Source organism: Actinomyces ruminis (genome assembly GCF_002154335.2).
Classification (GTDB): Bacteria; Actinomycetota; Actinomycetes; order Actinomycetales; family Actinomycetaceae; genus Actinomyces; species Actinomyces ruminis.
Genome location: NZ_MTPX02000014.1, coordinates 1 through 13,278 on the forward strand (window position 1 = coordinate 1; position 13,278 = coordinate 13,278).

At 67.6% G+C, this 13,278-nt stretch carries 13 protein-coding genes and 1 pseudogene; 1 reads left to right on the forward strand and 13 read right to left on the reverse strand.

Annotated elements, in window-relative coordinates:
* Positions 1 to 359: hypothetical protein (locus tag BW737_RS16540; protein ID WP_218961735.1), on the forward strand; the 359-nt coding region annotated here is incomplete at its 5' end.
* A gap of 77 nt (positions 360 to 436) precedes the next feature.
* Here BW737_RS16540 and BW737_RS01895 read toward each other — a convergent pair.
* From BW737_RS01895 to BW737_RS01945, 13 genes and pseudogenes are all read right to left on the reverse strand, one after another.
* On the reverse strand, positions 437 to 712 hold the full coding sequence (locus BW737_RS01895; protein ID WP_086615183.1) for a hypothetical protein: 276 nt from the start codon (positions 710 to 712) through the stop codon (positions 437 to 439).
* A gap of 9 nt (positions 713 to 721) precedes the next feature.
* Positions 722 to 985: a hypothetical protein gene (locus tag BW737_RS01900; protein ID WP_086615184.1), complete on the reverse strand. Its 264-nt coding sequence runs from the start codon at positions 983 to 985 to the stop codon at positions 722 to 724.
* Positions 986 to 1,045: 60 nt separating this feature from the next.
* A complete protein-coding gene (locus BW737_RS01905; protein WP_086615185.1) occupies positions 1,046 to 2,860 on the reverse strand; it encodes a DUF5605 domain-containing protein in 1,815 nt (604 codons plus the stop codon).
* A gap of 48 nt (positions 2,861 to 2,908) precedes the next feature.
* Positions 2,909 to 4,972 (reverse strand): glycoside hydrolase family 3 N-terminal domain-containing protein, encoded by a 2,064-nt coding sequence (locus BW737_RS01910; RefSeq protein WP_086615186.1) that lies wholly within the window; start codon positions 4,970 to 4,972, stop codon positions 2,909 to 2,911.
* Positions 4,973 to 4,998: 26 nt separating this feature from the next.
* Positions 4,999 to 5,352 (reverse strand): hypothetical protein, encoded by a 354-nt coding sequence (locus BW737_RS17350; protein WP_086615187.1) that lies wholly within the window; start codon positions 5,350 to 5,352, stop codon positions 4,999 to 5,001.
* Between the two features lie 84 nt (positions 5,353 to 5,436).
* The gene (locus tag BW737_RS17355) at positions 5,437 to 5,568 is read right to left on the reverse strand and encodes a hypothetical protein (protein WP_257210359.1); all 132 of its coding nucleotides are present in this window, start codon (positions 5,566 to 5,568) and stop codon (positions 5,437 to 5,439) included.
* On the reverse strand, positions 5,547 to 6,566 hold the full coding sequence (locus BW737_RS01920; protein WP_218961737.1) for a family 43 glycosylhydrolase: 1,020 nt from the start codon (positions 6,564 to 6,566) through the stop codon (positions 5,547 to 5,549). The genes BW737_RS17355 and BW737_RS01920 overlap by 22 nt, the downstream gene beginning before the upstream one ends.
* A gap of 66 nt (positions 6,567 to 6,632) precedes the next feature.
* Positions 6,633 to 6,944, reverse strand: a complete 312-nt coding sequence (locus tag BW737_RS01925) for a hypothetical protein (protein WP_086615188.1) — start codon at positions 6,942 to 6,944, stop codon at positions 6,633 to 6,635.
* A complete protein-coding gene (locus BW737_RS19750; protein WP_420835691.1) occupies positions 6,941 to 7,213 on the reverse strand; it encodes an alpha-L-rhamnosidase C-terminal domain-containing protein in 273 nt (90 codons plus the stop codon). Before BW737_RS19750 ends, BW737_RS01925 begins: the two co-directional genes overlap by 4 nt.
* Positions 7,214 to 7,216: 3 nt before the next feature.
* Positions 7,217 to 9,585: pseudogene (locus tag BW737_RS17360) on the reverse strand (family 78 glycoside hydrolase catalytic domain); the annotation flags it as partial.
* A 48-nt stretch (positions 9,586 to 9,633) separates the two neighbouring features.
* Positions 9,634 to 10,485 carry an ATP-binding cassette domain-containing protein gene (locus BW737_RS01935; protein ID WP_086615189.1) on the reverse strand — a complete coding sequence of 284 codons (852 nt, stop codon included), beginning with the start codon at positions 10,483 to 10,485 and terminating at the stop codon, positions 9,634 to 9,636.
* On the reverse strand, positions 10,482 to 12,302 hold the full coding sequence (locus BW737_RS01940; protein ID WP_086615190.1) for a dipeptide/oligopeptide/nickel ABC transporter permease/ATP-binding protein: 1,821 nt from the start codon (positions 12,300 to 12,302) through the stop codon (positions 10,482 to 10,484). The genes BW737_RS01935 and BW737_RS01940 overlap by 4 nt, the downstream gene beginning before the upstream one ends.
* On the reverse strand, positions 12,299 to 13,246 hold the full coding sequence (locus tag BW737_RS01945; RefSeq protein ID WP_086615191.1) for an ABC transporter permease: 948 nt from the start codon (positions 13,244 to 13,246) through the stop codon (positions 12,299 to 12,301). The genes BW737_RS01940 and BW737_RS01945 overlap by 4 nt, the downstream gene beginning before the upstream one ends.
* Positions 13,247 to 13,278: the final 32 nt, after the last annotated feature.

Consider the following 13,278-nt stretch of genomic DNA (forward strand, 5'->3'; position numbering starts at 1 on the left):
ATCCGGCACACCGGGCCGCCGTGCGGTGGGACGGGAACTGCGCCGTGGCCGTGGCGACCGCAGCGCCATTCGAGCAGGTTTTGGGCGAATTGGCGGCCGAGGAGCCGGAGGGGCCGCAGGACCGGCCGGCGCGACTGTGGGTGGGCGCGCAGCTCCCGGAGTCGGGGTTCTTCGGGCAGCGCGTGCCCGACGAGCTGGTGCTGGGCGTGAGCGTAGACGGCAAGGATGTCGAGCTGGGGCGGCTGGACGGCCGCTACCTGTCCACGGAGGTAGCCGGCGGCTTCACCGGTCGGGTAGTGGGCGTGCGCACCATCCGCGGCACCGCGACCATTGAGCGCTTCGGCTACCGGCCGCTATAGGTACGGCGGAGGACGGGGCGGAAGGAACGCATCGAGTGCTTGTTCGCCGGAGGGCAGCCGGTCGGGAGCATCATCGTTCAGGACGCGAGTTCCCGTTCGAGGATTTCGCGCAGCAACTGACTCCTGGTCTCCCCACGTGACTTCGCCCTGCGGTCGAGCGCCTCGCGCCGAGAACGCGGCACCTTGAAGGCAACCGTCACGAGTTCCTCGTCGCACAGGCGTGGGCGCCCCGGCGGACCTACAACGAAATCGCCGGGCTCACCCGGATAGTCACCACGTTCCGCCGCCTGCGCGAGCGCTTCAATGTCCCCGTCTGTGAGCGTCCTGCCGCTCTTGGTTGTGTACGTCGTCACCGGTTCCTCCTAACCGAGCCCGAGTTCGAGTGCTGCCTTGTGGGTGAGCTTCATTGCATGGAATACCAGGATGCTGCCATCCTCGAGCTGGACTCCGAGCATCTCGAGCAGCCTGCCCTTCGCATCCATACCGGCTGCTAGGTAGTACTCGGGAGGGTCGAAGTTCCGTCTCCTGATACTGATCGCCTGGCGCCAGGCGGTAACAACGTCATCCGCGTCCACGTCCGGGTGCCGCTCCGCCACCCGCGGGTGCACCCGGACGCCGTCAGCCATGAAACCCACCTTTTGTGTCACGAAAATATTAGACGAAAACCCTGTGGAGGGGAAGGCCGGTCAGTCGCAACGCACGCGCACAGCCATCCAGGGGCGGCTCGGAAGCGGGACCTCCACCCGGCCACTCGCTCCGGTCACGACCTGCTCGACCGTCATGTTCCAGGTGTCGATGACATCGATCGCCGCACTGCGCCCCTCCGGCACCGTGACTGTGGTCCGGTAGGGCTGGGCACCGCCGAAATAGGTCAGCAGGTAGTCCTCCCCGTCCACCGCTGTCATCAGCCCCTTGCCGGGCGGCATGGGGGACAGCCGCCCGTGTGGCGCCTCCTGGATGAGCCGACGCAGGAAGGCGATGCGTTTCCAGCTCTCACCCCGCAGGACACCACCGTGGGACCACCAGATCCCCTCCTCATGGAAATAGGTCTCGCCGTGGGTCATACCGGCGCCGCGGATGACACCCTCCCAGAAGCGACGCAGCTCCTCCTCGGCAGTGAGGTTCCCCCAGTCATGCTCCAGGTTGCCCTCGTAGCCGTATTCGTCGATGACCACAGGCTTGCCGAAGCGACCGCGCAACTCGTCCACCTTCCGGCCCGCCTCGTAACCCCCACCCTGGAAGGACACGTGGCTTACCCAATCGGCGGAGGCGTCGAAGGGCTCGAAGATGTTGTGCACGCCGATGGGGTGACCCACCGGATCCTCCTCGGCCACGATCCGCCCCAGACGGTCCCAATCCGAGGGACGCTTAGTTGTCAGCAGCTCATACTCGTTGGCCATGGACCACCACACGTTGGGGAAGGCGGCCAGGCGCCGCACTACGTGCCGCACGTAGGCGTCGTCAACGTCCGGGGTCATCTCCGCGAAGCCCCAACGGTCATAAGGGTGAAAGAGGATCAGGTCGGCAACGATCCCGAGCCGCCCCAGTTCGCGCACGCAGTCCTCGAGCCTGTCGAAGAAGTCTGCGTCGAAGGCGTCCCAGTCCCACTCGCGCTCTCCCGAGCCGGCCGAGCGAAAGGGGACGGATTCCGGGTCGGCGTGGTTGTAGTCGTAATGCTTAGGGAAGATGCACATGCGCAGCTTGTTGAAGCCACTTCCCGCCAGCGACTCCAGGGTGCGGCGGCGCATGTCCGCGCTCTGATGAATCCAGGCGTAGGCAGTGGTGCCCAGCGGCGTGAAGGGCACACCATCGGCATGGGCGAAGTGCCCATAGACGACGCGCACGGGTCCGTGCGCGCCCACGGCCGCCGGGGCCACGGCGAGCTCCGCCTCAAGCGGGATGGTCGCAGCGATCCCGTCGACGCGCAGGTGCCATTCGCCGGGCACCTCGGGCAGGAAGCGAGCGACTAGCTCGTCCCCGCGGCGGTAGAAGGCGCGCGCAATCACCTCGATCCGGCGCCCACCCGTCTCCTCTCCTTCGGTGGTCCGGACGGCTCCACTTGCTGCTGCGTCCACCGCATTGACACCGACGAACGTGGCGGCGAGGGTAACGTTCCCGGCGACCTCGACGTCGCGCAGTACAGCGCCTGCGCCAGGGACGATGACAGTCACCTCCACGGGCTCGCAGCAGCGGGCCGACGCAGGGGCGCTCAGTCGTGCACACACCTGCTGCTCGTCCGTCAGTGCGGCAAGCGGGCGGGCCGGACGGCGCACGGGCAGCACAGTGGGATCCTCCAGCTCGGCGAGCTCAGCGAGGAGCTTGGTACGCGCGGGACTGTCCCAGCCGAGTGTGATGCCCAGCAGACCGCCAATGGGAAACTCGGGGTGCTCAACGGCGACCTGCAGGTCGGTCAGCCACGGGATGTCGCGCGCTAGGATCTCGCGGGCCTGGGGTACACGAAGGACGGCTCCCAGGGTGGATTGCGGGCTGAAGTGGTTCATATCAATCGCCTCCGGCAATGCGGACGCGGCTGGTAGTCGGGGCCGGTCTCATGGCTGCTCGATGCGGCTGGGAGCGCGCAGGGCGCGCTTGCAACCGACGACGGCGTCGGAGCGGGTGACCCGGAAAGACGCCTCCCCACGCACGTCCTCACTGGAGGAGCCCACCCGCAGATCCACATCTCCGGCCTCGACCATCCAGTGCATGTCCTCGTCCAGTAGGGCCAGCAGACTCGGGGCCACCTCGAATACGACGGTGGTGGATTCACCGGGCGCCAACTCCACCCGGTGGAATCCCAGGAGTTCCTGTACGGGCCGAGTCGTCGTGGCATAGCGGTCAGTGGCGTAGAGCTGGACCACCTCGGTGCCGGTACGTTCCCCCGTGTTGGTAATGGTGACCCGAGCGGTAACGACACCATCGGCGGATGTCTGCTCGGCGTCCAGCTCGAGTTCGGAGTAGGCGAAAGACGTGTAGGAAAGGCCGTGTCCGAACGCATAACGCGGAGTGTGGGGCATGTCGACATACTCGGGAAAACCCACCGACTCGCCCTGATGCCACTGGGAGCCGTGGGGGTGGTTGTAGTAGACCGGCACTTGTCCGGCGCTGCGGGCTACGGATACCGGCATGCGTCCGGTGGCGTCGACAGTGCCCGTCAGCACGTCCACGATCGCCTCTCCTCCGGCCTCGGCGGGATTCCACGCCTCGAGCAGGGCGTTCAGCCGGTCGGCGGCGTCGGAGGAGACGGGGCGGCCGTCCATATGCACTCCGACCGTGGGGACGCCGACTTCGACGATTCTACGCAGCAGCCCCTCCTGCGAGGCGGGCAGCCCAATCTCGGTGGAGTCGACTCCCTCCCCCATGGTGGCGATGGAGCCGGTGCCGTTCTTGCCACCCAACATGAGGATGACGAGGTCGGCGCGGGCGGCCGCGGCCATGGCCTCTTCGTATCCGGCGGCGGAGTCTCCGGCGACTTCGTAACCGCGCACCCACGTGACCTCGGCCCCGGGCATGCGCTCGCACAACTCGTCGAAGACGCTGGATGCATCGGGGTGGTACGCAGCCAGGACGTCGTCGAATTCGGCGGACTGATCGGACTGGACCAGGGTTCCGGGAATCGTGTCGTATCCAGTGGCTTTCTGCGCTTGGGTATCGATGGTACCGGCCATGGAGTTGCGGGCGGCGAGGGCGCCCTCAGCCATGGACTGATGGGTGTAGCCGGCGAAGTGGAAGCGCGGCTGGACGGCCTGCGGGCCGACCACGAGGACCCGGACGGGTGCGTTCTCGCCAGCGGCAGGGACCGGCAGAACACCGTCGTTGCGTAGCAGGACAAGGGACTCGCGGGCGCTGCGCAGGGTGGCGGCGCGGGCGACCTCGCGGGGCTCGCCCGCGAAAGCGGCGGCGATACGCTCGTTGTTCCAGGCGAAGGGGTCCTCGAACAGGCCCATGCGGAGCTTGGACTCAAGAACCCGCCGTACGGCCCGATCCAGCACGGCGATGTCTGCCTGCCCGGAATCGAAGCGCTCGACCAGCTCATTGTTGTAGCACTGTGGCAGCGGCCACTCGACGTCGAGGCCCGCAGTCAAGGCCTGCTGGCCGGCGTCGGTGAAGGAAGCGGCGACGTTCTGATAGGTGTGCATGTTGCTGATGGCGCCGTAGTCGGCGACGGTGGTTCCGTCAAAGCCCATCTCCTCCCGCAGAAGCTCGGTGAGCAGGTGCCGCGAGCCGGAGACGACCTCGCCGTCGATGGAGTCGTAGCAGGGCATGACGCCCTTGAGCCCGGCGTTGATGGCGGCCTGGAAGGGCTTGCCATAGACCTCACGCAGGAGGCGGGGCGTGACGGGGGCGTGCGCACCGTGGATACCGCCCTCGGAGCCGTGGAAGCCCAGGAAGTGCTTGGCGACGGCGTCGGTGCAGCGTCCGGAGCCGTCGTCGGCCTGCAGGCCGCGGGCGAAGGCGGCGCCCATGGCACCGGCGAGTGTGGGGTCCTCGCCGTAGGCCTCGCCGAAGCGGCCCATGCGCGGGTCGCGGGCGATGTCGAGGACGGGGGCGAGGGAGTAGGTGATGCCTAGCGCGCGCTCCTGGGAGGTGACGATCCGGCCGAGTTCCTCCTCCAAGTCCGGGTCGAAGGAGGCGCCGCGGCCTATGCCGTTGGGCAGGGAGATCGCACCGGGCAGGTAGCACCGTCTATGGCTTCCATGTGGAAGGCAGCCGGGATGCCGTGGGGCTGCCGGGCAATGATCTCTGTCTGGAGCGTCCGCTGGAAGGCGGCGGCCTCCTCCCGATCGGTAAGTCGGCGCATCTCCAGCGTGGAGACATGGCCGACGCCGAGCGGCAGCCCCTCCAGCACGCTTGTGGGGCTGGTGGCGGCGTCGCAGCTGCGGGGGAAGGTGCACTGCAGTTGGCTCATCTTCTCGGCCGTACTCATTACGGCCAACAGCGCGACGACGCGCTCCTCGGTGGTCAGCGAGGTGTCGAGCCAGGGGGCGCTGGTCATGCGGTGGTCTCCTATCAGGCGGTGCGCTTGCAGTCGGTTGGAAAATCAGGCGGGATCCGCCAGGGGCGGGAAGTCCCAGTGGAGTCAGTCGAAGTCCTCAATGCGCCACTCGTCGTACCAGTCGATGAGCACGCGATCGTCCTCGAAGCGCAGCGGCAGCCAGACGTAGTCGGCGACGGCGGTATCGGCTCCGTTCAGTTCGTACAGGGAGGCCACAACAGCCGGACTGGGTGTAGCTGCCAGGGTCGTCTCGGCATCCACGACCTGCCCACCATGGGCCGGAACCGTTCGGCAAAGCCCTGTTGGACTAGCCGGGCGTCCCCGTGCCAGGCAGGCAGCCAGCGGTCCGCGAGCGCGATATACAGGTCCCGCTTGCCCGGGTGGCGGAACACCGAGGAGATCTGCGAACGGTAGGAGGTACCGGTGGCGTCGCCCGGGTGTGGGTTTCCCAGTTCGCTCCACGGTCCGTGATAGCTGGGAGCGGCGGCAACCAGGGAAGGGTTGGGCAGGTAGCCGGTGGTGCCGGAGGTGATCAGATAGTGTCGGCCTCCCCGTTCGAAGTATGCGGGGGCCTCACGCACATAGGGCGGTTGAAGCCGCGGGAAATGAGTGGAGTAGTAACCGGTGACGTCGGTGTAGTCGGTCGTGAGATCGGCGCATATCAGTTCGGAGTGGACGCGTTCGAAGTAGTAGTAGGCCTTGGCGTCGGTGGGGTCCACCACCAGGTCGAAGTCGCCTGCGTTCATGCCCAGCGGTTTGAAGTCACGGTGGACCATCCGGTAGGGGCCGAGCAGGTCCTCGGCTACCAGCACGCTGGAGCGTTGCCCGTGCACCCCCATGACCTTGATCCAGCACACGAACAGCCCCGTGGCCGCATTGAAGACGATGTGGGGGCGGTCCAGCTTCGCGGCCGGATGCAGAGGCGAGCCGGGGTCGTCTGGTGCGGGTGGGATGATCAGTCCGCAGTCCTCCCAGTTGTACAGGTCGGTGGAGCGGTAGGCGCGCACGCCCCAGTGCCAGATCGAGCCGTCGGGGGTGGTGCGTTCCTTGTTCTCGCCGTACCAGTAGTAGACGCCGTCGACGACGATGATGGAGCCCCCGTGGGCCTGGATGCGTTTGCCTGGGTGTCGTACCAGGGGCGTCCGGGAGTGAAGCAGGTGCGGCGAGCAGCATGCTCCGAGTGCGGGAGCGAGTCCGGGTGGATGAGAGGGCACAATACAGCGTCGTTGGATTCAGGCTCTGTCCACCAAGACCGACTGGTATCGAACTACTCAGGTCGTTCATCGGGGCTCCTCGGTTGCGGCGTTGACGACGCTCTCGATCCGTTCCCGCAGCCCGGGCGGGGCGAAGCGCGGGTCGGGAGTCAGTTCGGGGGCGATGGCCGACGGCGGCTGGTCAAGCAGCGGCCGCATGCGGTGTGCCAGGGCGGTGGAGTCGAGGGCGAGGTCCCCGGCGTCGGCCATGACGGCCACGAGCGCGCCCCACGCGGCGGGGTCGTCCATGAACTCACGTACGGTGCGTGGGCGTCGACGCTTGCGGGTGGGCAGTGTCGCGCTGATGCTGTGCTGGCCAGCACCGATCTCGGTGGTCACGTCCGGCGAGCCGCCGGGCAGGCAGACCGTGCCGGTGACGCCGCGGGCAGATCGGCGGTCAGTTCCAGGGCACCGTCACGTATCTCCCAGGCGACGGCGATCCTGCCGTAAGGGCTTAGGTGGCTGGTGGCGGCGGAGGTGACGCCGTCGATGGGCGTGGGGGCGATAACGACGCGCCGCCACCCCGGCGCGGCGGGAGCCAGCCCCGTCAGGCCCCGGTGCATCCAGTCCGCGACGGCGCCCAGGGCATAGTGGTTGAAACTGGTCATCTCCCCGGGGTTGATGCTCCCGTCCGGAAGCATGGAGTCCCACCGCTCCCAGATGGTGGTGGCCCCCATGGTCACCGGGTACAGCCAAGAAGGGCATTCGGTCTGAAGCAGCAGGCGACCGGCGACGTCGGCGTGCCCGGTGGCGACCAGGGCCGGGATGACCAGTGGGGTGCCTACGAATCCGGTGGCTATGTGGAAGCCGGCCAGGCGCACCAGATCGGCCAGGCGTGCCCCGGCGAAGGCGCGCTGCTGCTCGGTTAGGAGCAGGTCCCAGCAGATGGCCAGGGCGTAGACGGTCTGGGCGTCGGAGTGGATGCGGCCTGTCGGAGTCACAAACGCGCGGTTGAAGGCGGCATGCACCTCGTCGGCCAGGCGACCGTATTGCCGCGCGAGCGCGTCCTCGCCGAGCCGGGCGGCAGCATCGGCGAGGACACGGGCGGAGCGGGCGAAGTAGGCGGTGGCAACGACGTCAGGGTCGGCCTTGGCGTCCGCCGGGTGTTCCGGCGGGGCGGTGGGATCCAGCCAGTCGCCGTACTGGAAGCCGCCGGACCAGATGCGGTCAGCCCCGGCAAGCGCAGCCTCGCGATCAACCCAGGCACGCATGGATGGCAACTGGGTGCGCAATACTTCGAGGTCACCGGTGGCCTCATAGATCGCCCACGGCACGAGCGTGGCGGCGTCGCCCCAGGCGGCCGCGGGCGCGTGTCGCACGGTCGGTTCGAAGGTGGGAATGAAGTGCCGCACACCCCCGTCCGCATACTGTTCTGCGGCCAGGTCGGTCAGCCAGGACCGCAGGAATACGGCGGTGTCGAACAGGTAGGTGGCGGTGGGGGCGAAGACCTGGATGTCGCCGGTCCAGCCGAGACGCTCGTCGCGCTGGGGGCAGTCGGTGGGATGGAGACGAAGTTGCCGCGTGTGGACCACATGACATTTTCGTGCAGTCGATTCAGCAGCGGGTGGGAGCAGGAGAAGGTGCCGGCCTGCTCCAAGTCGGAGCCGATGACCACCAGCTCAATGTCCTGCGCGGCAAGGTCCGGAACTCCGGTGACCTCGGCGTAGCGCAGCCCGTGGAGGGTGAGCGTGGGCTGAAGGATGTGCTCGCCGGCGTCAGGCAGGATCCAGGTATCGGTGGCGCGGGCACCGCGCAGAGGGCGGGTGCCGAGTTCGCCGTTCTCGAGGACCTCGGCGTGGCGGATGGTCACTTCGGCACCGGCCTCCAGGCCGCGGGCGGTCAGGCAGACGACGCCGACGGCGTTCTGCCCGAAGTCCACCAGGGTCTTGCCGCAGGGCGAGGTCCAGACCCGCTGGGCGGGCAGCACGCCGGTGGGGCGAATGGGCGGTGCGACTTGAGGGACGAGTCGCGGAGCGGCATCGCCGCGGGCGGCGCCAGTCGGCCTGGCGCGCACCACCTCCACGGGGTGGGCGGGACCAGTGGTGTTAGCCAGGCGCAGGTCAGTGGTCTGCCCGTCGTACAGGTCATTGGCGACGACGGCGGACTCGCGGGCGGTCCAGTCGGTGCCGGTGGCAATGACGGTGTTGGCTCCATCGGCAGTGGTCAGCTCCAACTGGGCGGCCAGGGCGAGCCTGTCGCCGTATACGGCCGCGTCGCCGTAGTAACCGAGGTGGCCGCGCCACCAGCCGTTTCCGAGTAGGACGTCGAGGGTGTTGGTGCCTGGGTGCAGCAGGTCGGTGACGTCCCAGGTGACCACCTGGAGGCGGTGGGTATAGGAGGTCCAGCCGGGGTTCAGCACCGAGTCGTCCACGCGGACGCCGTTGATGCGGGGCTCGCAGAGGCCGTGGGCGGTGGCGCGCAAGCGGGCCGCGGCCAGGTCCTCTGGGACCTCAACGATGGTCGAGACGATGGGGGCGCGCTCGCCGATGCCGCCGATGCCGACCGGGGCGACGAAGACGGCCTCCCATTCGGCGTCGTCGAGGAGGGCGGCCTCGACCTCGATCGGAGCGGACCACTGCGACCAACCCGCGCCTGCGGCGGGCTCGGGCGAGTTGGGGCGCGTCACGTCACTGCCGGTGGGGACGAAAACGTGAGTGGCGTCGTCCACTCCCCCGCGCACGCGAACGCGGACGATTGCCGCCTGGCGGGAGACGAGCGGCGTCGTCGGCCAGGGCACCAGGACCTGCTCGCCGGATTCGACCGTGACGCGAGTACCGTTCCCGCCGTCGTCACCGCGTGTCACCTCCACCTCGTAGGCGTCCTGCCGCCAGTCGTCTGGAGCTCCGGTAACGCGCCAGGATAGGCGTGGCACGGCAGTCTCGACGGCCAGGAGACGGCTGGTGGTGCGGTGGTGTTCGAAACGCAGGTCGGTCACCTGCGGGGCGGCGGGTACAGACATTGCGGGGTCTCCGGGTGGCATGGTTAATGGGGGCGGTGAGGATGACCGGCTGCCGGGCACGGACCCGGTTCAGGCGGTGCGAGCGAGGGCCAGGCGTGCCTCGCGGCGGGAGCGCTGTTTGATCGGATCTGCAACGGGAGCGGCCATCTGCAATCGGCGCGTGTACTCGTGTGCCGGGGCCGTGGCGACCTGGTGCGCGTCCCCGAGTTCGACAACCCGCCCCTTCAGCAGGACGGCGATGCGGTCGCTCACGCGGTTTACCACACCGAGGTCGTGGCTGATGAACAGGTAGGCGACCCCGGTGGCCTGTTGGATGTCCTCGAACAGCGCGAGCACGCGCGCCTGGGTGGTGACATCCAGGGCGGAGGTGGGCTCGTCGCAGATGATGACGGCGGGATCGAGGGCGAGTGCCCGTGCAATGGCAATTCGCTGGCGCTGTCCGCCCGAAAACTCGCGCGGGTAGCGGCCCACGGTGTCCGCCGGCATGTTCACCGCGTCGAGCAGCTCCAAGACCCGTTTGCGAGAGTTCTCAGCCCCCGCGGCTCGGAGGGGCTCGGTGAGAATGTCGCCGATGCGCATAGCCGGGTTCAGCGATGTGTACGGGTCCTGAAAAACGACCTGAATGTCTCGGGCGATGGTACGTCGTTCGGCCCGTGAGATATTGGAAATGCGTTTGCCACGGAAGCGGATCTCACCGCCGGAGACCGGAGCGAGGCCAAGGATGGCGCGACCAATGGTGGTCTTACCGGAGCCGGACTCGCCGACGACGGAGAGGGTCTCCCCGGCGTGCAGGTCAAAACTGACACCGTGGATGACGGTGGTGTCCCGGCCACGTCCGCCGCCGGGAAAGGTGACGACCAGGTCGTCTACTTCCAGGAGCGGGGTGTCTGCCGAGGTCCGCTGGTTCTTCCGGCTGGTCATGACTCGACCTCCATGAGTTCGACGCTGAGAGAGGAGGACAGCAGGTCGCGCGTGTACTCCTCGCGAGGGTGGGCGAACAGGGACTCGACGTCCTGAGTCTCGATGATCTCCCCGTCCTTCATCACCGACACGGTGTCGCACAGATCGGCGACCACGCCGAGGTTGTGGGTGACGAATATCATCGCGAGGCCGCGCTCGCGGGCCAGCTCGCGCAGCAGATCGAGGACCTCGGCCTGCACGGTCACGTCGAGAGCAGTGGTCGGCTCGTCGGCGACAATCACGTCCGGGTCGCATGCAAGCGCACCGCAGATAAGAACCCGCTGAGCCATACCTCCGGAGATCTCGTGCGGGTACAGACCCATGACCCGTTCGGCATCGTCGATGCCGACGGAGTGCAGCAGGGAGATCGTCCGTTCTCTAACCTGGTCCTTCGACAGGTTGGTAACTGCGCGCATGCCGTAAGCAAGCTGCTTGCCGATCGTGAAGGAGGGGTCGAGGTTGCTCATGGGCTCCTGCGGCACGTAGGCGACCTTGCGGCCCCGGGTGGCGCGCATGGCGGTCTCGTCGGCGAGGACATCGACGCCGTCGATCGTGATCACTCCACCCAGCTTCAGCGCTTCCTTAGGGAGTATGCCCAGTATGGAAAAGGCGATCTGTGACTTGCCGGACCCGGATTCCCCAACGAGCCCGTGGATCTCGCCCTTGCGGACGTCCAGGTCGATGCCATGGACGACCTCCCGGAAGCCGCTGTCCGTGGTGTAGCCGACTCGGAGGCCGCGGATGGAGACGGCGGCCTGCGGATCCGGGGCGGCGACGGCGTCGTCCCGGTGGGCGGTGATGGTGGCCTCCAGGGCGTCGCGGCGCTGCCGGACGGTGACGGTGCGAGAGCGGGCAGAGGCCTGGAGGGCGTCGGACAGGGCGTTGCCCAGCAGGATGAGGGCGAGGATGGTCACGGAGATGACCAGGGCGGGCCAGACGACGGCGACGGGGTTGTTGTAGATGCCGTTGAAGGAGACTTGCAGCATGACGCCCCAGGAGACGCCGGCCGGATCGCCGAGGCCGAGGAAGGACATGCCCGCCTCGGTGCCGATGCCGGAGGCAAGAATGAAGGCCCCTTGGATGACTACGGGGGCGCGTACAGCCCACAGGATGTGGCGGCCGATGATGCGGGCGTCGGACAGCCCGACCACGCGGGCGGCGTCGACATAGAGCTCGTTGCGCACGGAGACGACCACGGAGCGCACTAGTCGGTAATAGGTCGGCGCGGTCAGTAGGCCGAAGACCGCCATCATCACCGGGATGTTCGGGCCGGTCACCGCGTACAGAGCGATGAGCAGGATGATTGAAGGAAGCGACATCAGCACGTCGGTGACGAATCCGGCCGTGGTTTCGAAGCGGCCGCGGTAGAAGCCGGCCACGAGCCCGCTGCTCACGCCCACCGCCAGGGAGACTCCGAGCATGAGCAGGCAGGAGATGACGGTCTGCCGCGACCCCCAGATTAGACGGGAGAGGATGTCGCGGCCGGAGCCGTCTCCGCCGAGCGGATGCCCGGGCGTGCCCGGGGCGGCATTGGTGGCGGCCAGGTCGGTTACATTCGGACCGTACCGAGCCAGTAGCGGGGCAAAGACTGCGGTGAGGACGACCGCCGCCACAATGAGCAGGCAGATATCTGCCAGGGGGTTGTGCAGAAGCTGACACAGGACGGAGCGGTTGGCGGACTCCCTACCATCGGCGAGGATAGCCTGTGTGCCAGGGGCGTCGGCGGGGGCGGCGTCCGTGTTGGGAGCGGTTGCAGCCGCGTCGGTGGGGGTGCTCATCGTTTTCTCGCCTTCGGGTTGAGGAGGGTGATCGCGAGGTCACCCAGGAAGTTGACGATCAGGACGATCACGGCGGTGACGAGGACGGTGCCCATGACCATGGGCACGTCGAATATCTGCGCCGAGGAGTTCGCGAGCTGGCCCAAGCCCGGCAGAGCGAAGACCTGTTCGATGAATACCGCTCCGCCCAGGAGGGAGAAGACGGTGAGGCTGAGAACGGTCAGCCCCGGGGCCGCGGCGTTGCGCAGCACGTGACGGAAGATGACCGCGCGCTCGCTCACGCCGCGGGCGCGCAGTGTGCGCACGTAGTCCTTGCCGAGCTGGTCGAGGGTGGCGGTGCGGAACTGCTGGGCGGCGCTGGAGACGGCGCCGATGAGCAGGGCGAGCACAGGCAGGGTAATGGATGCGGCCCAACCGCCCGGTGACACGTCCGGGGAGATGTAGCCGGTCGCCGGCAGCACCCGCCAGAAGATCGCGAACAGGAAGACGAGCACGATCGAGGTGATGAAGGAGGGCACTGCGGTGCCGAGGATTGAAAGGAGTTGGAGGATCCTGTCAATTCGGCCGCCCTTGACTGCCGCGGTGACTCCCAATAGCACGCTAAGCAGCGCCGTCAGGACCAGGGCAACGGCAACGATGGCGAGGGTGACGGGAACGCGCGTAGACAGGGCCTCTGTCACGGACTGGCCGGTGTAGAAGGAGCGGCCGAGGTCGCCGGTGAACACTCCCTGCACCCAGTGCCCGTACTGGACCAGGAGCGGCTGGTCGAGGCCGAGCTCGGCCATCTTGGCGGCAACGTTCTCCTCGGTCACTTCCGCCTGCATCCCCATTACGGCACGCGCGATTCCCGGCCCATTGCCGTACATGAGGAAGAAGACCACGAAGGTGACGACCGCGAGCACGACCACCGACCGCAGGAGGTTCTTCCCAACCGAGGTGAGCATGAATGATTCCTTCCCGAGGTTTGAACGGGACG